Source organism: Gordonibacter massiliensis (ex Traore et al. 2017) (genome assembly GCF_019731765.1).
Lineage (GTDB): Bacteria > Actinomycetota > Coriobacteriia > Coriobacteriales > Eggerthellaceae > Gordonibacter > Gordonibacter massiliensis.
Genome location: NZ_JAASIO010000005.1, coordinates 61,162 through 83,661, shown reverse-complemented (window position 1 = coordinate 83,661; position 22,500 = coordinate 61,162). Strand labels below are relative to the sequence as shown.

Sequence of the window (22,500 nt, the reverse complement as noted above, 5' to 3'; positions counted from 1 at the left end):
TTGCGCACCCGCGCCGCGCCGCACGACGATATCCACAGGAGAAGGGCTCGGCAACGACAAACGAGGCCCATTCGGCAAAATCACCCGCTTCGGGTGTAGCACCCACCCGTTCGTCGTCTGCCCGAACGACCTTGGAGACGGTAGCCTCTCTACCAAGGAAACCGCATCGGCGCCGCCACGAGCGACGACCGAGGAACAAGGAAGGAGAAGCACCATGAACAAGCGTAACGAGGGCACGAGGGTCGGCGGCCGAGCCATGGACAGGCGGCTGTTCCTGCGCGGCATGATAGGTACGGGCATGCTCGCAGCTACGTCGTTCGCGGGGCTCACGGGCTGCGCGCCGAAGCAGGCAATCGCCGACGACCTGCGAGACGGCGGCTCGTACGACGCGATCGTCATCGGCGCGGGCGGCGCGGGCATGACGGCCGCCATGAGCGCGCACGACGGCGGCGCGCGCGTCATACTGCTGGAGAAGATGAATGTGGCCGGCGGCAACACCTGCTTCGCCGAGGGAGGCATGAACGCCTGCTGCACGAAGCTGCAGGAATCCGAGGGCGTCGAGGACAGCGTGGAACTTTTCGCGTCCGACACCTACAAGGGCGGCCACAATCTGGGCAACATGGACCTCATCAACTACATGTGCTCGAACTCCAACGCCGCCATCGAGCGTTTGGCCGAGCGCGGTATGAACCTCACGAAGATATCCACCTCCGGCGGCGCGTCCGTGCCGCGCATCCACCGGCCCGAGGACGGCAGCGCCGTGGGCAAGTACCTCGTGAAGCATATGTGCGAGCAGTGCGCGGAGCGCGGGGTGGACGCCGTCACGCACACGGACGTGCGGGAGATCCTCGTGGAGGACGGTGCCATCGTGGGCGTGCGGGCGATCGACGGCCGCAGCCAGCGCGACATCGTTTACCGCGCGCCCGCCGTGGTCATCGCCGCGGGCGGGTTCGGCGCGAACCACGAGATGCTGGCGCAGTACCGCCCCGAGCTGCGCGAGGCCGTGACCACGAACCAGCCCGGCGCGCAGGGCGACGGCATCGTGCTGGGCCAGAACGTGGGCGCCGATGTGGTGGACATCGAGCAGATCCAGGTGCACCCCACCGTGGAGCAGGGCACGTCCATCCTGTTGAGCGAGGGCATCCGCGGCGACGGCGCCATCCTCGTGAACGCCGACGGCAACCGCTTCACCGACGAGCTGCTCACGCGCGACGTGGTGTCGGCTGCGGAATGGGCGCAGCCGGGCGGCTGGGCGTTCGCCGTGTTCGACCGCAAGGTGTACGACGAGAACAAGAGCATCAAGGAGAAGTTCGAGAAGAAGAACCTCGCGCTCTCCTCGGACACGCTGGAAGGCCTGTGCGGCCTCATGGGCGTCGATGCAGCCAACTTCGCAGCCACGATGGAAGCGTACAACGGCGCCATCGCCGCCGACACGGATGACCCCTTCGGCCGCTGGAAGAGCCGCTACCCCATTGACGAAGCGCCGTTTTTCGCCATCAAAGTGGCGCCGGGCATCCACCACACGATGGGCGGCCTGCGCATCGACACCGAGGCGCGCGTGCTAGACGAAAGCGGCACGCCCATCCCCGGCCTGTTCGCAGCCGGCGAGGTGACGGGCGGCATCCACGGCGGCAACCGTCTGGGCGGCAACGCCATCTGCGACATCAACGTGTTCGGACACCGCGCGGCGGAAAGCGTGCTGGAGTTCCTCGGCCGCTAGCCTCGACCTCCCTCTCCTCCTTGGACGGCGGCGGCCCGCGGGCCGCCGCCGTCCTTCGTTTTCAGGGCCCGCTTTCCGTTATACTGTGGGTCGACGTATTCGGATCGCGAGGGGGAAGCGGGGCTGCATGGAGCGCATGGCGGACGGACAACGCGAAGCGCGCGGGTTCTCCGCGTTTCTCGCGCGGCATCTGCCGCTGTTCTCGATCAACTTCCTAGGACTTGTGGCCGTGCGCATCTGGATCCAGGCCGACCTGTACGACCGCTACACGTCCACCGATTCGGGCATCATCACCATCGCCGCGAACCTGCTGCGCGCCGGGCTCATCCTCGTCATGCTGGCCGTCATCGTGCGCCGAGGATTCTCCCGCAAGGCCCAGAACGCGCTCGGCCTCGTATCGGCTGCCGCCATGACGGCCGCAAGCGCGCTGTTCCTGCTGGAAAGCGTGTACCCCAGCCAAGCGCTCGTGGCGGCCGCCTGCGCGCTCGCCGGGTTCGGCATCGTCTGGGGCGGCGGCATGTGGATGAGCTTCTACGTGCGGCTGCGGCCGGCCGAAGCGCTGCTGTACGCCTTCCTGTCGCTTGCCGCCAGCTCGTTTTTCGGCCTGTTTCTGGGCATGGTCCCGGAAAACGTGGCGCTGCTGGCGGCCATCCTCATGCCCACGCTGTCCTGCATCGCCTTCCGCCGCGCCCAAGCCTTGCTGGACGCCCGCGCAGACGGTTCCGAGGCCGGAAGCGCGTCCGAGCCCGTGTACGATCGCGAGCCGCGCTCGACCTTCGTCCGCCTGCTCACCGGCGTGGCGCTGTTCAACCTGGCCCTCGGCATCGCCCGGGGCTTCCCCTCGGGGGCGTCCATCGAGCTGCCCCTGGCGTTTCAGGCGCTTCACCAGTTCGGGGCGGCGGCCCTCTCGCTCGGCGTGATCGGATGGGCGCTCGTCTGGGGACGCTCGCTCAAGTTCTCGTCGCTTTGGAACATCGCCGTCACGCTCATCGCCGCCGGCGTGCTGGCGCTGGCCGCCATGAGCGAGCCGCTGGCCCCGTTCGGCGCCATGCTGATCGCGGCGGCGAACACGTTCTCGCTGGGTCTTCTGTGGTACAGCTGCTACGACATCGCGCGCCACAGCAGCTGGAAGCCGTACACCATCCTGGGCGTCGCATGGGTGGCGCACATCCTGCCGCGCGAGCTGGGCCGCGCGCTCATCTGGATCGCCGTGCCCCACTCGGCGCTCGCCGTCGGCCTGACCACCGTCATCGTGCTGCTGCTGGCCGTCAGCATGGCGCTGCTGCTGGGAGACGCCATCCCGCGCACGCGCCCTTTGTTCGCCGACTTCCGCGCACGCGGCGGCGGGCTTGCCAGCAGCATCGCCGCCCGCGCGCAGGCGCACGACGCCACGGAGGCCGGCCCGCTTGGAGTTGAGTCCGCGCCTGCGCCCGCGCCCGACAGCTCCGGCGACGCGCTGACGCGCCAGCTCGAGCAGCTGAAGCGCCGCTACTTCCTCACCGAGCGAGAGTTCGAGGTGGTGGCGCTGCTCGCACGCGGGCGGAGCAAAACCGCCATCGGCGAGAAGCTGTTCTTGTCCGAGAACACGGTGAAAACCTACGTCAAGAACGTGTACGCGAAACTCGACGTCCACACCAAGCAGGAGCTCCTCGACCGCATCGACGAGCAGCCCCTCGACTGAGGGCCGAGCCGTGCGTGCAGGGACAAACCGCCGTTGGACCGCTTTCCAGGTCTCGCAACCTTCACCGAGATGACTTTTCTCGGCAAGGTAACTTCAAGAATGTAACTTAAGTTTCTATTAGTGCTATAATGAGCGATATCCGAACGCGCTCCGCCGTCAGGTGCGCATCGAAGGAGATCGACCGTGTCCACCCCCGCCTCTTCAGCCCCTACCCCGATTCCACCGGCTTCCCCCGTCAAAACCCCGGCGGCAACCTATATCCTGTTCGCCCTCGTCACGATCGGCGCGGGACTCGGCGGCCTCACGCAGACGGCGCTGAACACCATGGCCGCCGACGTGCTGGCCGATCTGGGCACCGAGATCGGCTGGGGGCAGTGGATCACGACGGCCTACATCTTCTCCATGGGCGTGGCCGTTCCGCTGGCGTCGTATTTAACCAAACGGTTCTCGGTGCGATCCCTGCTCACGGGAGCGTTTCTGCTCTACCTGGCCGGGTCGCTCTGCGACTTCGCGGCGCAGAACTTTCCCATGCTGCTGATCGGTCGGGTGCTGGAGGCCGTGGCCACGGGCATCCTCATGCCGCTTTTGCAGACCATCGCCATGACGCGCTTCCCCGAGAACCGCCACGGCACGGCCATGGGCATCGCCGGCATCGCGTTGGGTTTCGCGCCGAACATCGGGCCGACCATCGGCGGCGCCATCATGGAGGCCGCCGGCTGGCGCTTCCTGTTCCTGGTGCTCGTGGCGTCGTCGGCCGTGCTGCTGGTCCTGACGCTTCTGTTCGTGAAGGAGCGCGACGTGGCGAACGCGTCGGCTCGGCTGGAAACGCCCTCGCTTCTGCTGGCGGCGCTCGGGTTCGGCGGCCTTTTGGTGGGATTCACGGACGCCGCGAACTACGAGCTGGCGCATCCGCTGGTGTGGGCGCCGCTCTGCGTGGGAGGCGTGTGCCTGGCGCTGTTCCTGCGCCGCCAGCGCAAGGTGCCGAATCCGCTGGTGAACCTGGGTATCTTCGCATCGGGGAAGTACCGCGCGAGCTTCGCGGCGCAGTGCTTCCTCTACGGGTGCTTTTTGGGCATGACGCTCATCGTGCCGCTGTTCGTCATCGAGGGAGGCGGGCACTCCGCGTTCGACGCCGGGCTCGTGCTGCTGCCGGGAGCGTTCGCCGCGCTTGTGTTCGAGCCCTTGGCCGGCATGGCGTCCGACAAGCTGGGGCCGCGACGCGTGGCCATCTTCGGCGGCGCGTTTCTGGCGGCCGGAGCGGTGGGCATGGCGTTTTTGCCCACGGCGGCTCCCCTGTGGGCGGCCGCCGTCTTCCAGACGCTGCGATGCGTGGGCCTGACCACGCTCATACCCACCACGACCGCTTGGGGGCTCTCCGACTTGCGGAAGCGGGGCATCACGACGGACGGCAGCTCGTTCATGATCATGTCGCGCCAGATCGTGGCTGCCATGGCCACGGCCGTCATGGTGTTCCTCATCACGGCGTTCGCAACGCCGCAAACGCCTGATCTAGGCTACCACCTGGCACTGGGCTTCTCCGGCCTGCTGGGCGCGTGCACGCTGCTCACCGTTGTCGCGTTCATCCGGCCGCGCGAGGAAGCGGCGGGCGGGGGCGACGAAGCGGAAACGGACAGATCGCGCTAGCGAACCGACTCTCCGCCGGCCGAAACCGCTGACCAACCGTCGCGCCCGCACATGGAAGCGGCACCGGCCGATCTCGGCCTAGCGCCGCCGGCAATAGGACGTTCAAGCCGGCCGGACGCGAAAGCGCCAGCGGGGTTTGAGCGGAACGAACCGACCTGCGCCATATCAACGGTGGTTAAACGTAGAGAACCCTCCGTTTGGTGCAAAAATCACCGACGCCCCCGTCCGAAACGCTCGCCCAAGGGCCCTCCGCGCGCCCGGCTTTGCGCATCGAATGCGTTTCCGCAGGTCACGATATTCCAAAATCAAAACGGCATCCCACGTACTTTCCAGAGAGGGGGGCTTCGGTGATTTTCGCACCGGCAACCCCCTCCCCCGAGCCCGACCGCAGCCGGCATGGCCCGGGCCGGCACGTAGCCGCGAAGCCACCCGGCTCCGAGGAGTCGCAGCTGGCAGCGGCGGGCTGTCCGGTCCGCCCTCGAGCGCCCCGACCCGCAAGCGACCGGGCATCGACGCACGCCGATCGCGGTTCGGCGCAGGGTGAACACCCGGCACGTTTTTCGGTGGCCGCCAACCCGACGAAAACGAAACCCCCGGCCGCCTCTGTCGCAGCCGGCCTTCCCCTCATCGACCGTCTCCGCACATCAACTTACTCGCATACGCCGAACCGGAAACCTTGCCGGCGTTCTGACAAAAAGGCTCGCATGTTCTCCAAATACCCGTTGACGCCCGATACTATGCGTTGTATAGTATCGGGCGAAAGGAGGTATGCTATGGATGCACAGATGAAGCGAGGGTTCCTCGAAGTCTGCGTGCTCGCCTCGATCAACCGCCAGGACTCCTACGGCTACCAGATCGTCAAAGACGTGCCCGTCATCCTGAACCTGACCGAGTCGACGCTCTACCCCCTGCTCAAACGGCTTGAGGCGGCGGGGCTGCTCACGACCTACTCCGTCGAGCACAACGGGCGCCTGCGCAAGTACTACCGCATCACCGAAGCGGGCGTGCGCCATATCGACGAGTTCCTGCGCGAGCGGGACGACGTCGTGTCCATCTACGATTACGTGAAACGAGGTGCCCGAAAATGAACAAGACCGAGTTTGTAGACGCGCTGCGGCGCTCGCTCGGCAAGCTGCCATCCTACGAGGTGGAGCAGTCGATAGCGTTCTACTCGGAAATGATCGACGACCGGGTGGAAGACGGCATGAGCGAAGCCGACGCCGTGGCGGCGCTCGGGCCCGTGGGCGCCATCGCGGCCCAGATCATCGCCGAGACGCCGGCCATCCCCAAGGCCATCGCGAAGGCGAACACGGGCAGCCGCACGCTCAACATCGTGCTGTTGGTGGTGTTCTCGCCCATCTGGGTGCCGATAGCGCTGGCCCTGATCGTGACCGCGTTTTCGATCTACCTGTCCATCTGGGCGGTCATCGTGGCGCTGTGGATAACCGTGGCCGCGCTGCTGCTGTGCGGGCCCATCGGCATCGTGGGGTTCGTCTGGTGCCTCGGCACGGGCTATCCCCTCACCGCCACCTACCTGCTGGGATGCGGGCTGGCCGGCGCCGGGGTGGGACTGTTCGCCTGGTTCGGCGTGCTGGCGGCCAGCAAGGGGCTGTTCAACCTGACCCGGCGGTTCGCCCGCTGGATCAAGGGGCTGTTCGTGAAGCGCGCCAAGAGCGACGAAAACGCCGGCTCGACCTACGCAGCCGCCTCCGGCATGCCGGTCGGGGCCAGCGCGCCTCCCGCTCCCCCCTCTGCTTACCCGGCTCCGCCTTACGCCCCCGCTTATCCGAACACGGCGACCGCGCCCTTCCCTCCTGCCCCCGCGCACCCGAACGCGACGCAGCCTTCCGGTCCGAACACGGCCACCGTGCCCTTCCCGCCCACGCCCGGCACGCCGGCGCACGGGGACTCAAGCTCGAAAGGAGCGCAGAACCATGACAACCGCGCGTAAAGTTGTGCTGATCGTCGCCACCGTGCTCTTGCTGGGCGGAGCCGCGCTGTCCATAGGCGCCTTCGCCATGGCGGACTTCCGCTTCGAGAACCTGTCGAACACCACCCGCGACTGGACTTCGAACACAAGCACCATGAACGCCGAGGCGGAGGCGCCCCACACCGCCATCGTCGTGCGCGACCGCGGCGAAGGCGTGCGCTTCGAACCGACGGACGGCGACGCCATCGAGGTCACGTACTGGACCGGCACCGAGAAGAACATGACGATCACCGACGAAGGCGGCGTGCTGGAAATCGACGGCACGGGCTCTCCCCTCGCCGGAGTGATGATCATGAAGGTGGACTTCCAAGACCGCACCACCGTGGTGAAGGTGCCGCGCAGCTTCACCGGCTCGATCGAAGCCGAAACGGTCAGCGGCAACATCGACGCGACCGGCCTTTCCGGTTTGACGGCGTGCAAGGCCACCACCGTTAACGGCTACGTGCAGGCGACGCGCCTCGAAGCCGGCGAGATGAGTCTGGCCACCACGTCGGGGTCGGCCACGGTCAACGGGGTGCGCGCGACGAAGGTGAGCGCTTCGTCCACGAACGGCGGCGTGAGCGCGAACGACGTGGCGGCCGACGACGTGGCCCTGAGCACCGCGAGCGGCAACGTGGGCATGAGCGGCATCAACGCGAAAACGCTCGCCGCCCACACCATGAACGGCAGCGTCTCCGCCCAGTCCATCGCAGCCGACAGCGTCTCCTTCGACACGACGAGCGGCAACGTGACTTCCGACAACATGACAGCCGGCTCGCTGGACGCCCGCACGATAAACGGCAGCATCGACATGACGAGCCTCGACGCGGCCCTCGCCTCCTTCGGAACCGGCAGCGGCCACGTGAACGCGACCTTCGTCGGATCGGCCGACGACTACCGCATCGACGCCCAGTCGACGCACGGAAACGTGCATGCGCCGCAGGGCAATGCCAGCGCGTCGAAGCAGGTGACGGCCTCGGCCATGAACGGCAGCATCACCTTGGGCTTCGTCGGCGGAGGCGCCGCGACCTGCTCGTCCGACGCGGGAAGAAGCGCTCCGTCGGCGCCCGCCGCCCCTGCGGCACCGGCAGCGCCGGCCGCCGCGTAGGGGAATCGGCTGCAAGCCGCTCAGAGCAAAGCAGCCGGAGCACGCAAGCGATGCGGCGAGCGCACGATGCGCTCGCCGCATTTGTTATGCTGCCCCGCACGTCTCCCCGCCGGGCGGGCAGCAAGCCGCCCCTGCGAAGGTCCACCTCCGCGCCGGCGTCACTCTCCGTTCGCGCTGTCGGAGCCGGGCGGTTCGAGCGGCTCCATATCCAGGCGCAGCGTTTGCTCGATCACCTTCATGAGCGTCTCGTCCGAGACGTCGGGATTGAGCTTCACCAGGCCCACCAGGCCGAATATGACCACGCAGAACATCTCGTACACGAAGTCGATCTCTATCTGGCGATAGGCGGCGTACTCCGCCACCACGCGCCCGTTGATGCAGTCGACCGTCTCGCGCACGGCGCGCACGTCGAACGAGTCGCGCACGCCCAGCTCCTCCAACACGGCTATCATGGGGCGCGGGTTTCCGGCCGCGTCGTACAGCGCACGGCGGAACGTGGCCACACAGGCGCGCAACGAACCGGCCATGTCGCCGAACTTCCGCGACTCGTTCCACACGCACACGCTCTCGACAAGGTCCTCCACATAGTCGTCGAGCACGGCCTCGATGACGGCCTGCTTGTTCTCGAAGTAGTAGTACACCAATTCGCGCGTCACGCCCGCCTCGGCGGCGACGTCCTTCACCGTGGTCGCCCGCACGCCCCGCGTCTCGAACAAACCGCGCGCTGCCAGCATGATGTCGCCCGCCACGCCTTCCAGACGACCCCGCTCCGCGCCTTGCGCGCCGCACTCCGTGCTGATGGGAGCGTACCTCGTCTGCCGCGTGCCGAGCCGCATGGCCGGCTCCTTTCCCCTTGCGCGCCGGTGCCGCCCACCCCGAACGGAGCGGACGGCACCAGTATACGGTATGCGCGGCTCATCGGCCATGGACGGCATCGGGCCCGTTCTCGGTTTCCCTTTGCGCGCCGGACCCCTATTCGTTCTCCTCGAGCACCTTGCGGTACGCCTTCGTGTCGGCGTAGAGCTCGTCGGTGAGCGGATTGAGCTTGTCGCGGCGAATCTTGCGGAACTGGTACACGGCCACGGCGACGTTCGCAACCAGCGCGAGCAGGCTCACGGCGAAGAACGCGGCCGGGTTGTGCGTGGTGGGGATGGGCGCCAGCACGTCGGCGAACTGCGGCACGGTCATCACGAACATGATCCACAGCGCCAGCGTCTGCGCGCGATGCTGCAGCCACGCCCCCTTCTTGATGAAGAACGTGGGGATGGTGCACGCCAAAAGCAGCGCCAGACCGGCGTAGGCCGAGTGGTCGGAGATGCAGTTGTACGTGTAGGCGAAGTTCCACAGGTCGTACGCGATGATCCACGCCCAGATCATGTCGGGCCAGATCATGTCCTTCGACGAGTCCTTCGAGATGATGATGCCGAACCAACCGCAGATGGTGACGATGTTGAGGATGCCGGCGATGCCGTTCATGATGTTCCACGGCCCCGACATGGTCCACAGGTTCTCGACCACGCCGCCCTGCCACAGGCCGAAGCCGAACACCTGGAAGTCGCGGACGACGGCCTCGGCGATGTTCACGGCCAGGATGAGCGGCGGGAAGCACAGCGCCCAGCGCTTCTCGTACAGGTGGTGGGTCGCACCGTCCGCGCCGCGCCACTTCACGAAGCGCAACGCCATGAACCCGAGGCAACCTGCCAAGGCCGAATACGTCTTCACCCAGTTGAACCACGTGCCGGTTCCGTACTCGTTGCCGGGAGCGGCCGTGGTGGGCCACACGAAGATGGTGAGCGCCAGGGGCACGACCGCGAACAGCACCATGCCGCACCACAACCTCACGCGTCCCAACTCGTTGAACGCCATGAGCGCGAACAGCACGAACAGCCAGATAACCCAGTACAACGGATCTTCCGCCTGGTAGAGAATGCCCATTTCCGCCCCCTTGCCCTCGGATCGCTCGGGCGGATCGCTCGCCGCCCGCACCACGTCGGCGCGCGGCCATGCGCCCGCTGCCGACCTTCGCGCCCAGTATAGGGAGCAACGCGGGAAAAATCTTTACGGAAGGGGCTTGCATGTGAAACGCTGCCGCCCAGATCGGACGGCAGCGCGAAAGGTGCCTGTTTCGAATCGACGGGGACCCGCCAGGATCACCCGTCCGGCAGGATTCCGGCCGGGCGGGCGACTTCGACAAAACGCGCTTATTCGGCGGCCATATCGAACAGGATGTAGTGCGAGGGCGTCTTTGCGCGAACAGTCGCTTCCGCCTCGTCGGTGATCTCCGCGGCATCGCGCTCGGCGAGCTTGTTGCCGTTGACCTCCCCTTCGCCCTCGATTTGGATGAGGTAAGCCTGCCGACCCGGCTTCAGGTCGTAGCTCAGCGTCTCGCCGGCATCGAGCATGGCCACCGACACGTCCATGTCCTGATGGATGGCGATAGGCGCCGCGCCCTGCCTGCCGGAGGCGATGGCCAGCCACTTCCCCACGCGGTCCTCCCACGCGAAACGGTGGTCGCCGTAGTTCGGCTCGTAGCCCTTCGCGTCGGGCAGTATCCATATCTGCAGGAAGCGCAGCGGCTCGTCGGTGTTGTTGAACTCGCTGTGCCGAACGCCCGTGCCGGCGCTCATGTACTGCGCGTCGCCGCGCTCGAGCGTGCTGCCGTTGCCCATGCTGTCGCGGTGCGTGAGGCGGCCGTCCACCACGTAGCTTATGATCTCCATGTCCTCATGGGGGTGCGTGTCGAACCCGCCGTGCGGATCGAACGTGTCGTCGTTCACGACGCGCAGCGCGCCGAATCTGATGTTGTCGGGGTTGTAGTACTCGGCGAACGAGAAATGGAATTGGCTGTGCAGCCAACCGCGCTCGCTCCTGCCCATGGTTTCGCGCTTGATGACGTTGATCATGATGCTTGCTCCTAACTGTTGTTTCGTAGATAGCATATAACATCGATGCGGCAGGTATATGGCGGCTGGCTTACGGGAGCGTAACGGCAGGCGGACGGCACCTCCCTCCCCGCTCGCGCACATAGGTCGCACCTCGACTGCAAACGAGGCTTTATTGGATGGTGCCGTAAAGCGTGTAGTACGTTGACTGGCCGGACGGATCGGGTCCGTCGGCAAGTTCGGGAACGGCCACGCGCCACTCGACTCCATTCTCTTCGACCATGGTGGTTTCGAGGTAGCCCGTATGGAGTACGACCTCTTTGGCTTCGCTTGACCCGTCGGCGAACCGAACGGACACGGTCAGCTTCGCACCGTCGAGCCAATCGAGCGGCAGCATGTTCGCGCCCGGCCCGGAAGAGGAGCCCTCCCCGTCGTTCGCATCGGGCAGCCAAATGCCGAACCGCATCCCGGAAGCGCCAGAACCCCCTTCGACGACCGAAGGTCCAAGCCGCGTGAAGCGAAACAGATGCGCGCGGCCGTCGGCGTATACTTTCGCAAGAGAAGCCTGCCAGTCACCCTCGGCCGCCATCAGCGCCTCTATCTCGCCGCCTTCCGCCTGCACCCATTCCTCGTCGCAACGGTAGAGCTCGCCGCGATCGAGAGACACCTCCGCGCTCTCGATGCTCTCGCCCGCGATCTGGAACATGCACCCCGTAAACTGGCCTCCTCCCTCGTCGGACGTCGCATTCGCCACCTCTCCGTAGCTGAACGCGACGAGACCGTCGCAAGACGGCTGCACGGTGCCCGACTCAACCGCATAGGCTTGGATATCGAAGCGGTTGCGCCCTCCCCCTCCATCCGTGGCGACGGCCATCAACCCCGCGCAAACGAGCGCGATGCACGCGGCCGCAGCGAAGAAGCGAGGTGCGGCGCTTTTATGGCGGCGCGCGGTTCGATCCGCCGCCTCCGCCCGATGCCAAGCCCGATCCGACCCGTCGGCCCCGCAACGCTCCGCTTTCCCGGCGAAGGCTTCCCGTCGAACGGCTTCGGCAACCCTCGCACGCGCTTCGGCGGTGGGCGCGATGCGTCCCTGAAGCTCGCAATAGCTCTCTTTGAAATCATCGATGTCCATGGGTACCTCCCAACATCGCGCGCAGCGCCTTACGGGCTCGATGCAGGCGCACGCGCACCGTCGCCGGCTTGACGCCGAGGATCTCCGCGATCTCGTCCACTTCGTAGCCCTCCCCGCAACGCAGATGGACGGCATCGCGCTGCGGCTCCGGAAGCGACCCGACCGCCTCCCAAATGTCCCGAAGGGCGCCGTCGTCGTCCGCGATCGGCTCCGGCACGCCCTCGCCTGCGGCGCGATGGCGGTTCCATGCGCTGCGATGCAGGTCGTTGCAGCAGTTCACGGCAACGCGCAAGAGCCAGGCCTTCTCATGGCCCGCATCGTCGAACGGCTCGTCGCGGCGCAGAAGGCGCAGGAACACCGTCTGCATGACGTCTTCGGCGTCGGCGCGGTTGCGCAGGCGCGCGTAGGCGAGGCGGTACACCGCATCGCCCCATGCGTTCATCGCCTCGTCCACGGCGGCGCATCGCCGCTCTGCCGCATCGTCGTCCATGCTCCCGTCCTCTCTACCTGATTAACGGCGCAGAACGTCGAGGCGTTTCATATTCGTTTGGAAATTCTTCGCGGCTATCCTTCGCTGCCGTAAGCGGCGAGCTCGGCCAGGAACGCCTCGCCGTAGCGGGCGAGCTTCGTGGCGCCCACGCCGGAGACGTCCAGGAACTCGTCCTCGGTGGCGGGGCGCTTCGCGCACATGTCGCGCAGGGTGGCGTCGGAGAACACGATGTAGGGCGGCACCTCGGCCTCGTCGGCCAGGCGCTTGCGCAGCGTGCGCAGGCGCTCGAACAGCTCCGGGTCGGCCTCGGCGACCGCCGCGCCCGTGCCCGAACCGCCGAACACGCGCCCGGCTCCTCCCGCCGCACGCGTGCGATCGGCCTTGCGCACGACCTTCTTCATGGTGAGGGAGAACCCGTCCTCAGCCGCCTCGCGGGCGCGCGGGCCCAGCCCCACGGTGGGGTACGAGCCTTCGGTGATGGCGAGGTAGCCGCCGGCGGCCAAAAGCTCGATGACCTCCTTGACCTGCGCGGCCGACGCGTCCACCGTGTCGTAGCTGGCGGCTTCTTCCAGGTGCATGTCCAGTACCTTCGCGCTCTTCGACCCGCGCAGCACGTCTACCACAAGCCCCTTGCCGAAGCGCCCGCGCAACTCCTGCACGCAGCGCATGACGGCGCGCGCCGTGTCGGTGACGTCCACGGCGTCGAACGCTCCCTCGCAGTTCGAGCAGTTGTTGCAGCCGGCGGCGGGAGCGTCGAGCGCGGCGGAAGCCGCGTCGTCGCCGAACGCGACGTGCGCCTCGCGAACGGTTTCGGCGGCGTCGGCCCCCGTAGGGGCGGGCTGCTGCCCGCCCGGCGCGGGCGCTCCCGAGCACCGGTCGTCGTTCGGCGAGCGCACAGACGAGTCGCGGCTCAACGATGCGCTCGCCGCACCGTCCGTTTCTCCTCGCGAATCATCGCGCCGGGCGGGCAGCAGCCCGCCCCTACGAAGATCGCCGGACGGATTCCCCTCGCTTTCCCCGAAGTAGTTCAGGATGTAGCGGCGCAGGCAGCCGGTGGTGTGGCAGTAGCCCACCATGGCCTCTAAAAGCCGGCGGCGCGACGAGCGCACGGCGTCGGCTTCCTCGGGGGTGAGCTCCTCGTTGCCCGATTCCTGCTCGATGAAGAAGCGGCAGGTGGACACGTCGCCGTCGCTCCACAGCAGCATGCACGTGGACGGTTCGCCGTCGCGGCCGGCGCGCCCGGCCTCCTGGTAGTACGCCTCGATGCTGCCGGGCATGTTGTGGTGGATCACGTAGCGCACGTTCGACTTGTCGATGCCCATGCCGAACGCGTTCGTGGCCACCATGACGGGCGCGTCGTCGGCGATGAACGCGCGCTGGCTCTCGGCGCGGTCGGCGGCGGACATGCCCGCGTGGTAGCGCGCCGCGCGCACGCCCGCGGACACGAGCGCGGCGTGCACCTTGTCGGTGTCCTTGCGGGTGGAGCAGTACACGATGCCGCTGTCCGCCGGGTGCGCGAGCGCGTAGCTCCCGATCCAAGCGAGCTTCCTCTTCGGCTCCATGCGCTCCACGCCGAAGTAGAGGTTCGGGCGGTCGAAGCCGGTGACCACCTCGTAGGGGCCGCGCAGATCGAGCAGGCGCACGATATCGCGCCGCACGCGCTCGGTGGCCGTGGCGGTGAACGCCGCCACGACGGGACGCTGTGGCAGCTGGGCGATGAAGTCGCCCACGGCCAGGTACGACGGGCGGAAGTCCTGGCCCCACTGCGACACGCAGTGCGCCTCGTCAACGGCGACGAGCGGGATGCTCGCCTCGCGCGCGAACTCCAGGAAGCGCGGGTCGGCCAAGCGCTCGGGCGCCACGTACATGATCTGGTAGGCGCCTGCGAGCGCGCGGCGCAGCACGGTGGCCTGCTGGCCCGGCGTGAGCGTGGAGTTGAGGTAGGCCCCGCGCACGCCCGCGTCCAGAAGCGCGCGCACCTGGTCGCCCATGAGCGACACGAGCGGGCTCACCACGAGCGTGAGCCCCGGCAGCACGATGCCGGGAACCTGGTAGCACACGGACTTGCCGGCGCCCGTGGGCATGACGGCAAGCGCGTCGCGCCCCCCGAGGATCGCCTCCACCACGCCGAGCTGCCCCGGTCGGAACTCCTCGTAGCCGAAATGCTCCCGCAATGCCGCCTTGGCGGCCGCCGCGTCAACCATGCGTCGTGTCCTTTCCGGGCCCCGAGCCCTCGCTCATCTCGCTCGACATCATACCGCAACGCCCTTGCCGTGAGGGCTCTCCCCAAGCCAGCGGGACGAATGTCGATGGCTTTTCCACCTGTCCGACATTCTGAAAAATCGTGCTTGCGTCGACGGCTGCGGTGTGTATAATGCAGGGTGTCAGCGGTGCCCGCGAGGATTAGAGCTCTGGGCGGGTGACGCGGGACTAGGTTAGGCGGCTAGAGTGTCAGCTCTGCCGCCTTTTTGGTGCATGTTTCGCCTTGCCCCTCGCTTTCCGTCTTCGTTGCGACCAGTCGTAGGCTGCCAGAAGAAATGACAAGATGGAACAAATTCCTGCGATCAGGTTGAAACTATCCATGGGGTTCCTCCTTATCTCTAAGGCGTCACCCGCCGGAAACGGACACCGCTGACGCGAGGCATTCTAACACGCGCAAGAGCGTTTTTCCTCGGCGAGAAGAAATCAATTTTCCATATTTGAACAGGCAATACTTCGTGTTAGATTCGCGGGAGGTTTAGGCTGGATCCGTGCAAGGAACGCGCAAGATAAGGACGGCGGGCGTGCAAGGTTCAGACGGCGGATCCGCAAGGTTCGCGCAAGGTTTGGACGGTCGTTCTGCAAGGTTCGGACGGCTCTTCGCCGGTTCTCGCACGGTTGCGCCGCTTCGAGCGAGAAGTTACGATGGCGAACGAGTCGGGGAACGCGGTTTGCGGGCTCTCTGAGAAAAAAATTCCTCGTTTTCCCGACATTTCCCTTCGCTCGATCGTGTTGGGGGCAGAAAGGGCGAAAACCTGCCGAAGAACGACGACATAGCCGCGGTGTTCCACCGCCACGTGAAGACGGTGTACCGCCTGTGCTTCGCGCACCTTGGAAGCGCGGCCGACGCGGAGGATGCGACGCAAAGCGTGTTCATGAAGCTGCTCGATCGACCGCGGAAATTCAACGACGAAGAGCACGAGAAGGCATGGCTCATCGTATGCGCGCAGAACCATTGCCGCGACGTGCTGAAGAGCGCCTCTCGCCGGCGCACGGCGGAGCTGCCGGACGACCTCCCCGACGAGGGGGCGCGCCCCGAAGGCGACGAGACGCTCGAGGCGGTGCTCTCCCTGCCGCCGAAATACAAGACCTGCGTGTACCTGTACTATTACGAGGGGTATCGCACCGCCGACATCGCCGCGCTCACCGGCACGCCCGCCTCCACGGTGCGCAGCCACCTGAGCGAGGCCCGCACGCTGCTGAGAGACATGTTGGGAGGTGAGGAACGTGGACGATGAGCGTATCCATCGACCCGAAGGCGAAGGCCCGCTCGGCCGAAGCCGACGCAAGGACGCAGGCGCAAAGCGAGCCGAAGCGGCGGCCCGCATCGAGAGCGACTTGCATGATGCGACGCGGCGCGCCGAGACGCCCTCCGCTCGCGCCGCCGCCCGCCCGCAAGACGCGGCGCTCGACGACGCCGTCGCCTCCGCGTTCGACCGCATGGGTCCGAGCGAGGAAGCCGAGGCCCGCATGCTCGCCGCCGTGCTCGCAGCGCGCGGCGAACGCGCGCTCCCGACGGCCCGCGAAACGGGCGGCCTTCCGTTGAAACCCATCGTCGCCGCCTGCCCCACGCAGCAGCGCAAAACGGCGAGGACGTCGCGTTTCGTCCTGCAAGCGGTCGCCGCAGCGGCTTGCCTCGTGCTGGTGGTCGGCGTGGGCGCGTTCGGGCTTTACGCGAGCAGCCTCAGCGGCCGCAACGCGTCGAGTTCTCTCGAAGGCGCCGTGCAATCAGTCGGCGACAGCGCCTCCGCCGGCTCGTCCGCAGAGCCGTCGAAAGACGCTCCGACCAGCGACGAGACGCCTCAAACGGACCAGAGCGTCGGTTCCGCATCCTCCTCTTCCGGCGGAAGCGCGGACGCGGACGCACGCTACCCGCTTGTCCGGCTCGCTTCCGGGCAGACCCTGCGCATCGCCCTCGACGACGCCGGCCGCCCGCTGGCGGCCGATCCCTCCCTGGTGGGGGCCGAGTTCGAGCGCGCGCCCGCTTTCGGCGGCGCGGTCGGCGACGCGACATCCTGCACGGTGTTCGCCTCGGAAGACGTGGCGCATCCCTTTGCGGTGCGCTATGATGGCGACGATCGGTACTACTGGGCAGACGAAGCGGGGTAGGCTCCTTGCGCGACGGCGGCGCGAATACGAGCGGTGCGGAGCGGCGCCTGTGGACGCGCGAGTTCGTGCTGCTCACCGGCATCCAAACCTTCGACCTGTTCACGTACAACATGATCACGCCCGTCATCGCGAAGTACGCGCTCGCCCAGGGCGCCACGCTCGCATGGGCGGGTGTCGTGGCCAGCGTGTTCGCCTTCGTCGCTCTGGTCGCGCGTCCGGGGAGCGGGTTTTTGTCCGACCGCCTGGGCCGCAAGCGCATCGTCATGGTGTCCATCGCGGTGGCCTGCGCCACGCAGGTGGGCTACGCGTTCGCCACGACCCTCGCGGCGCTCGTGGCGCTGCGCGCCGTCCACGGGTTCTTCTACGCCTTGTTCGGTACGGCCATCTCGGCGCTCGCCCTCGACGCCATCCCCCAGGAGCGGCGCAGCGAGGGCATGGGCTGGTTCGGCACGTCCTACGTGTTCGCGAACGCGCTCGGCCCGGCGTTCGGCGTGCTGGTGAGCGACCGCTTCGGCTTCGCCGCCATGTTCCTGGCCGGCGCCGGCGTGGCGGCGGCCGCGTTCGCGCTCGGGCTGTTCGTGCGGGTGCGGGGCAACGCGGCTGCGGCCCGTCCCGACAACGGCGCGCCGTCCGACCCCGCACGCTCCCCCGCCTCTGAAACGCCCTGGCACACCCCGGCCGAGACCAAGCCGCGCGGGATAGCAGCCTTCGTCAGCGTCAAGTCGCTGCCGCTCGCCCTGGCCGCGTGCTGCTACCTCACCATCTGGTCGATCATCGCCACCTACATCGTGCTCGTGGGCGACGAGCGCGGCGTGGTGGGCATCTCGGCGTTCTTCGTGGTCAACTCGCTCACGCTGCTCGTCTCGCGTCCGTTCGCCGGACGCCGGGCCGACCGGCGCGGGCTCTCGGCCGTGTTCTATCCCTCGGCCGTGTTCGAGGCGGCGGCCGTCGTGCTCGTCGCCTTCTCGCAGCAGCTGTGGCTGTTCCTGGCCGCCGCGGCGTGCAAGGCGCTCGGCAGCGGAACGGTCACGCCGTCGATCCAAGCGCGCTGCGGCCAGCTGGAGCCGCCCGAGCGCAGCGGCGTGGCCATGTCCACGTACTTGCTGGGCACCGACGTGGGCTACGCGCTGGGCCCCATCATCGGCGGCGTGGTGTCGGGGGCGTTCGGGTTCACCGCCATGTTCCTGGCGGGGCTTCCCATCCTTGCCGTGGGCGTGGCCGTCTACACCACCTGGGCGCATGCGGAGAAGAAGCGCGGAGCTAGCCGCTAAGCGCCTTCCGGCGCCCGTCGCGTTCGCATCCTGAGCGCTCGACGGCTCGGAAACCCGCCGAATTCCCACATGCGCAAAGCGAGCGCTGGGAGATGCTGCGGAGCGCCAAGCCGAAGACGGCGATCGAAGTATCTCCGCAAGCGGGCACGGTCTTCGCGCCGCCGCAAAGCATCGACTCGCGTAGCTTCGAACATTCCCCCGACAAAACGGGCCGCTCGATCGTGTTCGAAGAGGAAGCGATCGAGAAGGAGGCCCTCCATGTCCCTACCGACGAATGAGCACCGCTCCCCCACAGAGCACCGGAAGCGGCCGCACGCCGCGTTCGCCGTCGCGGCCGTCGTCGTGTTCGCGATCGTCGTCGCGCTGGGTTTCGCGGCGATCCAGCACGGCGCGAGCTCTTCCAACCTCAACTCGTCCAATGCGGAAAGCCAGATCATGGCCGTTGGCGACGCGATGGCAGGCGCCTCCTCGGCCGACGCGTCGGCCTCCTGCCCGCCCTACGGCCCTCTCCCTTACGCCGACCCCTACTCCGGCGAAGGTTACGCGGCCGTCGACGAGACCGGGTTCGTTTCCACGGCCGCGCGTCCGCTCTCCACGTTCTCCGCCGACGCGGACACGGCCTCCTACGCCAACCTGCGCCGCATGGTGCGCGAGGGAGCGCGCCCCGACGACGTCCCCTCCGGTGCCGTGCGCATCGAGGAGATGCTCAACTACTTCGATTACGACTACGCGCCGCCCGAAGGCGACGAGCTGTTCGGCGTGACGGCCGGGATGGCGGACTGCCCGTGGAACCCCGACACGAAGCTGCTGGTCATGGGATTTGCCACAACCCCCGCCGAGCGCGCGCCGGAAGCGGGCTCGAACCTCGTGTTCCTCATCGACGTGTCCGGATCCATGGCCGATACCGACAAGCTGCCGCTTCTGCAGAGCGCCTTCGCCACGCTCGTGGAGAACCTGGACGAGCGCGACCGCGTGTCCGTCGTCACGTACAGCGGCGAGGAGCGCGTGGTGCTGGAAGGCGCGAGCGGTGCCGACAAGCGGCGCATCCTGCGCGCCATCGAAAGCCTGCGTGCCGAGGGATCCACGAACGGCGAGGCGGGCCTGCGCACCGCCTACGACGTGGCGGAGCGCCAGTTCGTCGAAGGCGGCGCGAACCGCATCGTCATGGCGTCCGACGGCGACTTGAACGTGGGAATGTCCTCGGAAAGCGACTTGCACGACTTCGTGGACGAGCGGCGCGGGCGCGGCGTGTACCTGTCGGTGCTCGGGTTCGGCACGGGAAACTACCAGGACTCCAAGATGGAGACGCTCGCCGACCACGGCGACGGCTCCTACCACTACATCGACTGCGAGGCCGAGGCCCGGCGCGTGCTCGACCGGAACCTGCTGGTGAACTTCACGCCGCTGGCCGACGATGTGAAGCTGCAAGTGGAGTTCAACCCCGCGCAGGTCAAGGGCTACCGGCTCATCGGCTACGAGAACCGCACGCTGGCGGACGAGGCCTTCCGCGACGACGCGGCCGACGCGGGCGAGGTGGGCGCGGGCTGCGCGTTCACGGTGGCCTACGAGGTGGTGCCGGCCGACTCCCCGTTCGACGTGGCCGAGCCGCAGTTGAAGTACGGCGCCGGAAACGCGGACGGGGAACAGGGGGATTCGGCGACGGGCGAAGGCGCGACGGACGCGAGTGCCAAGGATGGTGCCGACGGAGGCGCGCAGAGAGGCTTCGCCGCGCGTGCGGTCGGAGAAGAATGGCTCACCTGCTCCATGCGCTACCGCCCCGTCGGTCAGAGCGGGGCGCGGGAGCAGGCGCTCGCCGTGGACGCCTCGTCCCTCGTCGCCGCGCCGAGTGCCGACTGGCGCTTCGCGGCCGCCGTCATCGAGTGCGGCATGGTGCTGCGCCAGTCGCCCCATGCGGGCAAGGCAACGCTGCAAGCGGCGCTCGAACTGGTGGACGACGCCCGCGACGAGGATCGCGCCGAGTTCGCGAGCCTGCTGCAAACCCTCGCCCGCCGCGACATGGAACCAGCAGCGGCTCCATACGCACGCAGTCGCTCCTGAAATAACGCAGTTGGCTCTCATTCACCTCGTTATACTTGGTAGTGTGCAGTCAGTTTTTCATGCAGAGCAAATCGAGCATCCACCCGTGCAAGATCTTGGCGGAAGGAGCTTCTGCCAAGATCGAACGAAACGGCGGTCGTTAGACGGCCTTCGGCAGGAAGCCGTCCAGCTCGGCATCCAGCTCGGGGATGCGCTTCACGCGGGGCCGCTCGTCCAGATGCCCGCGCGCCATGACCATGCGCACGTTCCGCAGGGCCTCCAGGTTGTCGAGCGGGTTCTGGTCGCACACGATGAGGTCGGCAGCTTTCCCCGGCTCGATGGAGCCCGTCTCGTCGCCCAGCCCTAGGATGCGCGCATTGCCGAGCGTGGCCGTATGCAGCGCGAGCGTGCGCGAGGCACCCACCAGACGCTCGAAGTACACCACCTCGCGCCACATGTCGTAGTGCGTGATGTAGGGACACGACGAGTCGGTGCCAAGCCCCACCGGGATGCCGGCGGCCAGCGCCTGCTGGGCGGCGCGCACGATGCCCTCGTACACGATGCGGCCGTTCGCCTTCTGCACCTCGGTGGACTTCGTCTTCTCGGGGTCAAGCTCCACGAACGGCAGCGCGGGCGACACGGTGCAGGTGAGCGACGAGGCGCGTCCGGCGCCGTTGCTCTTGAACAGCGCGATGAGTTCGTCGTCCAGCTCCGCGCCGTGCTCGATGGTGTCCACGCCGGCCTCAAGGCCCACGCGCACGCCCTCGGCGCTCTCGATATGCGCGGCCGTGGCCATGCCCAGCTTGTGAGCCTCCTCCACGGCGGCGCGCGCCACCTCGGGAGACATGCGCAGCACGCCCGGCTCGCCCTCCACCTCGGCGTCGAACACCCCGCCCGTGATGAACAGCTTCACCAAGTCGCACTTGCGGCCGAAGCACGTGCGCACGATCTCGCGCGCCTCCTCGGGCGACTTCGCGATGTGGGCGAACAGCCCCGCCCCGTGGCCACCCGGCACCGTGACGCCCACGCCCGACACGAGCAGGCGCGGCCCCGGGCACTTCCCCGCGTTCACGGCGTCGCGCACGTCCACGTCGGCGAACCCCGGGTCGCCCACCGAACGCACCGTGGTCACGCCGCTGGCCAGCTGGGCCTGCGCGTGGCCTCGGATCATGCGGCGCAGCACCCACATGCCCACCGGGTTGCCCACCACCTTGCCGATGAGGTCGCCGGCCCCACCCGCGCTCAGAGGTTTGCCCGAACCGCACAGATGCACGTGCGCGTTGATCAGACCGGGCATGAGGTACGCGCCGGCCAGGTCGACCTCGCGCGCTCCGAGCGGGCCCGTGGTGGAGGCCGCCGGGCCCACCTTGTCGATGCGGCCCGCGTCATCCACCACCACCGTCATGTTGGGCTGGGGCTCCATGTTCTCCGTGCCGTCGAGCACGGTTGCATGGGTGAAAACGTAGGCCATGATCTCCCGCTTTCCGCAGCGTGTCCTCGCGCCGCCGTCGTTTCTGCAACAGCGCCAGTATACGACGGTTCGTCTTCCGCCGAAAGCGCCCGCATCCGGAAGGCCGACGAGCCGCGTTTCTCACACGCGCCCACGGCAAGCGGCGGCTCAGGCGACGAACTCGTCCACGAAGTGCTTGATGAGGGCCGCGCTCGTGGGGGTGCAGCGCTCGCCGTCCAGGCGTTCGGCGCACACGGGGATGCCCGTTTCGAGGATGGCGGCCGTGGCCGGCGCGGGGATGGGCAGCTCGCCGTGGGCGCACACCACCGTGCCACTACCCGTCTGCACGGCGGTGGCCGTGATGCGATCGGGATCGAGGGCCTCCACGGCTAGACACACGGCGGCCACGTTGCGCACGGCCTCGCCGTTGCCCACCTCGTGGAAGTGCGTCTCGTCCACCGCACAGCCGTGCACGGACGCCTCGGCCTGCGCCAGGATGCGGTACACGGCGCGCATGTCGTCCTTCACGCGCTCGCTCGCCGCAAGGCTGTCGATAACGGTCAGCACGTCGGGCAGGTCGTGATGGTGCCGCTCGGGCACGCCGGCCGCCTCCACGGCGGCGTCGAGCGCAACGCATGCGTCGTCGTCCAAGCGCCCGCGCAGGTCGGCAAGGATGGAGCGACGCGTGGCGTCGCGGGTAAGGTCGAGATGAAGCGTGGTCATGAGGGTTCCTTTCTATCGAGATCAA

At 67.6% G+C, this 22,500-nt stretch carries 20 protein-coding genes; 11 read left to right on the top strand and 9 right to left on the bottom strand.

Annotation, left to right across the window (positions count from 1 at the left end; all coding sequences use genetic code 11):
- The first annotated feature begins 214 nt into the window (after window positions 1-214).
- From HCH03_RS07810 to HCH03_RS07785, 6 genes are all read left to right on the top strand, one after another.
- Window positions 215-1,720, top strand: coding sequence for a flavocytochrome c (locus tag HCH03_RS07810; protein ID WP_221689043.1), 1,506 nt, complete (start codon window positions 215-217; stop codon window positions 1,718-1,720).
- Between the two features lie 136 nt (window positions 1,721-1,856).
- Entirely contained in the window at window positions 1,857-3,401 is a 1,545-nt protein-coding gene (locus HCH03_RS07805) for a response regulator transcription factor (RefSeq protein ID WP_221689042.1), read from the top strand.
- A gap of 183 nt (window positions 3,402-3,584) precedes the next feature.
- Complete coding sequence (locus HCH03_RS07800; RefSeq protein ID WP_221689041.1) at window positions 3,585-5,045, top strand: MFS transporter; 1,461 nt, start codon at window positions 3,585-3,587, stop codon at window positions 5,043-5,045.
- A 773-nt stretch (window positions 5,046-5,818) separates the two neighbouring features.
- Complete coding sequence (locus tag HCH03_RS07795) at window positions 5,819-6,133, top strand: PadR family transcriptional regulator (RefSeq protein WP_221689040.1); 315 nt, start codon at window positions 5,819-5,821, stop codon at window positions 6,131-6,133.
- Window positions 6,130-6,996: a DUF1700 domain-containing protein gene (locus HCH03_RS07790; protein WP_221689039.1), complete on the top strand. Its 867-nt coding sequence runs from the start codon at window positions 6,130-6,132 to the stop codon at window positions 6,994-6,996. The genes HCH03_RS07795 and HCH03_RS07790 overlap by 4 nt, the downstream gene beginning before the upstream one ends.
- Window positions 6,980-8,122 (top strand): DUF4097 family beta strand repeat-containing protein, encoded by a 1,143-nt coding sequence (locus tag HCH03_RS07785; protein ID WP_221689038.1) that lies wholly within the window; start codon window positions 6,980-6,982, stop codon window positions 8,120-8,122. The genes HCH03_RS07790 and HCH03_RS07785 overlap by 17 nt, the downstream gene beginning before the upstream one ends.
- A gap of 158 nt (window positions 8,123-8,280) precedes the next feature.
- Here the strand turns inward: HCH03_RS07785 and HCH03_RS07780 are convergent, their stop codons facing one another.
- From HCH03_RS07780 to HCH03_RS16625, 7 genes are all read right to left on the bottom strand, one after another.
- Window positions 8,281-8,958 (bottom strand): TetR/AcrR family transcriptional regulator, encoded by a 678-nt coding sequence (locus HCH03_RS07780; protein ID WP_221689037.1) that lies wholly within the window; start codon window positions 8,956-8,958, stop codon window positions 8,281-8,283.
- Window positions 8,959-9,094: 136 nt separating this feature from the next.
- Window positions 9,095-10,057 carry a DUF5692 family protein gene (locus tag HCH03_RS07775; RefSeq protein WP_221689036.1) on the bottom strand — a complete coding sequence of 321 codons (963 nt, stop codon included), beginning with the start codon at window positions 10,055-10,057 and terminating at the stop codon, window positions 9,095-9,097.
- Window positions 10,058-10,323: 266 nt separating this feature from the next.
- A complete protein-coding gene (locus HCH03_RS07770) occupies window positions 10,324-11,025 on the bottom strand; it encodes a pirin family protein (RefSeq protein ID WP_221689035.1) in 702 nt (233 codons plus the stop codon).
- Between the two features lie 151 nt (window positions 11,026-11,176).
- Window positions 11,177-12,136, bottom strand: coding sequence for a hypothetical protein (locus HCH03_RS07765; RefSeq protein ID WP_221689034.1), 960 nt, complete (start codon window positions 12,134-12,136; stop codon window positions 11,177-11,179).
- Window positions 12,123-12,626, bottom strand: a complete 504-nt coding sequence (locus HCH03_RS07760) for an RNA polymerase sigma factor (protein WP_221689033.1) — start codon at window positions 12,624-12,626, stop codon at window positions 12,123-12,125. Before HCH03_RS07760 ends, HCH03_RS07765 begins: the two co-directional genes overlap by 14 nt.
- Window positions 12,627-12,700: 74 nt before the next feature.
- Complete coding sequence (locus tag HCH03_RS07755; RefSeq protein ID WP_221689032.1) at window positions 12,701-14,830, bottom strand: RecQ family ATP-dependent DNA helicase; 2,130 nt, start codon at window positions 14,828-14,830, stop codon at window positions 12,701-12,703.
- Between the two features lie 247 nt (window positions 14,831-15,077).
- Complete coding sequence (locus HCH03_RS16625; protein WP_281421096.1) at window positions 15,078-15,209, bottom strand: hypothetical protein; 132 nt, start codon at window positions 15,207-15,209, stop codon at window positions 15,078-15,080.
- A gap of 458 nt (window positions 15,210-15,667) precedes the next feature.
- Here HCH03_RS16625 and HCH03_RS07750 point away from each other — a divergent pair, with 458 nt between their 5' ends.
- From HCH03_RS07750 to HCH03_RS07730, 5 genes are all read left to right on the top strand, one after another.
- Window positions 15,668-16,123 carry an RNA polymerase sigma factor gene (locus HCH03_RS07750; RefSeq protein WP_368042431.1) on the top strand — a complete coding sequence of 152 codons (456 nt, stop codon included), beginning with the start codon at window positions 15,668-15,670 and terminating at the stop codon, window positions 16,121-16,123.
- Window positions 16,113-16,994 carry a hypothetical protein gene (locus HCH03_RS07745; RefSeq protein ID WP_368042430.1) on the top strand — a complete coding sequence of 294 codons (882 nt, stop codon included), beginning with the start codon at window positions 16,113-16,115 and terminating at the stop codon, window positions 16,992-16,994. Before HCH03_RS07750 ends, HCH03_RS07745 begins: the two co-directional genes overlap by 11 nt.
- A 5-nt stretch (window positions 16,995-16,999) precedes the next feature.
- Entirely contained in the window at window positions 17,000-18,265 is a 1,266-nt protein-coding gene (locus HCH03_RS07740) for an MFS transporter (protein ID WP_221689031.1), read from the top strand.
- A 92-nt stretch (window positions 18,266-18,357) separates the two neighbouring features.
- The gene (locus HCH03_RS07735) at window positions 18,358-18,543 is read left to right on the top strand and encodes a hypothetical protein (protein ID WP_221689030.1); all 186 of its coding nucleotides are present in this window, start codon (window positions 18,358-18,360) and stop codon (window positions 18,541-18,543) included.
- Complete coding sequence (locus tag HCH03_RS07730) at window positions 18,524-20,323, top strand: vWA domain-containing protein (protein WP_221689029.1); 1,800 nt, start codon at window positions 18,524-18,526, stop codon at window positions 20,321-20,323. Before HCH03_RS07735 ends, HCH03_RS07730 begins: the two co-directional genes overlap by 20 nt.
- A gap of 139 nt (window positions 20,324-20,462) precedes the next feature.
- Here the strand turns inward: HCH03_RS07730 and HCH03_RS07725 are convergent, their stop codons facing one another.
- Window positions 20,463-21,773 carry an amidohydrolase family protein gene (locus HCH03_RS07725; protein WP_246599873.1) on the bottom strand — a complete coding sequence of 437 codons (1,311 nt, stop codon included), beginning with the start codon at window positions 21,771-21,773 and terminating at the stop codon, window positions 20,463-20,465.
- A gap of 147 nt (window positions 21,774-21,920) precedes the next feature.
- Window positions 21,921-22,475: a nickel insertion protein gene (larC, locus tag HCH03_RS07720; RefSeq protein ID WP_221689028.1), complete on the bottom strand. Its 555-nt coding sequence runs from the start codon at window positions 22,473-22,475 to the stop codon at window positions 21,921-21,923.
- Window positions 22,476-22,500: the final 25 nt, after the last annotated feature.

Excerpts from the sequence above, each read along its gene's own strand:
- HCH03_RS07810 (WP_221689043.1), top strand. The coding sequence starts at position 215 with ATGAACAAGCGTAACGAGGGCACGAGGGTCGGCGGCCGAGCCATGGAC.
- HCH03_RS07805 (WP_221689042.1), top strand. The coding sequence starts at position 1,857 with ATGGCGGACGGACAACGCGAAGCGCGCGGGTTCTCCGCGTTTCTCGCG.
- HCH03_RS07795 (WP_221689040.1), top strand. The coding sequence starts at position 5,819 with ATGGATGCACAGATGAAGCGAGGGTTCCTCGAAGTCTGCGTGCTCGCC.
- HCH03_RS07790 (WP_221689039.1), top strand. The coding sequence starts at position 6,130 with ATGAACAAGACCGAGTTTGTAGACGCGCTGCGGCGCTCGCTCGGCAAG.
- HCH03_RS07785 (WP_221689038.1), top strand. The coding sequence starts at position 6,980 with ATGACAACCGCGCGTAAAGTTGTGCTGATCGTCGCCACCGTGCTCTTG.
- HCH03_RS07780 (WP_221689037.1), bottom strand. The coding sequence starts at position 8,958 with ATGCGGCTCGGCACGCGGCAGACGAGGTACGCTCCCATCAGCACGGAG.
- HCH03_RS07775 (WP_221689036.1), bottom strand. The coding sequence starts at position 10,057 with ATGGGCATTCTCTACCAGGCGGAAGATCCGTTGTACTGGGTTATCTGG.
- HCH03_RS07770 (WP_221689035.1), bottom strand. The coding sequence starts at position 11,025 with ATGATCAACGTCATCAAGCGCGAAACCATGGGCAGGAGCGAGCGCGGT.
- HCH03_RS07765 (WP_221689034.1), bottom strand. The coding sequence starts at position 12,136 with ATGGACATCGATGATTTCAAAGAGAGCTATTGCGAGCTTCAGGGACGC.
- HCH03_RS07760 (WP_221689033.1), bottom strand. The coding sequence starts at position 12,626 with ATGGACGACGATGCGGCAGAGCGGCGATGCGCCGCCGTGGACGAGGCG.
- HCH03_RS07755 (WP_221689032.1), bottom strand. The coding sequence starts at position 14,830 with ATGGTTGACGCGGCGGCCGCCAAGGCGGCATTGCGGGAGCATTTCGGC.
- HCH03_RS16625 (WP_281421096.1), bottom strand. The coding sequence starts at position 15,209 with ATGGATAGTTTCAACCTGATCGCAGGAATTTGTTCCATCTTGTCATTT.
- HCH03_RS07735 (WP_221689030.1), top strand. The coding sequence starts at position 18,358 with ATGCTGCGGAGCGCCAAGCCGAAGACGGCGATCGAAGTATCTCCGCAA.
- HCH03_RS07730 (WP_221689029.1), top strand. The coding sequence starts at position 18,524 with ATGTCCCTACCGACGAATGAGCACCGCTCCCCCACAGAGCACCGGAAG.
- HCH03_RS07725 (WP_246599873.1), bottom strand. The coding sequence starts at position 21,773 with ATGGCCTACGTTTTCACCCATGCAACCGTGCTCGACGGCACGGAGAAC.
- larC (WP_221689028.1), bottom strand. The coding sequence starts at position 22,475 with ATGACCACGCTTCATCTCGACCTTACCCGCGACGCCACGCGTCGCTCC.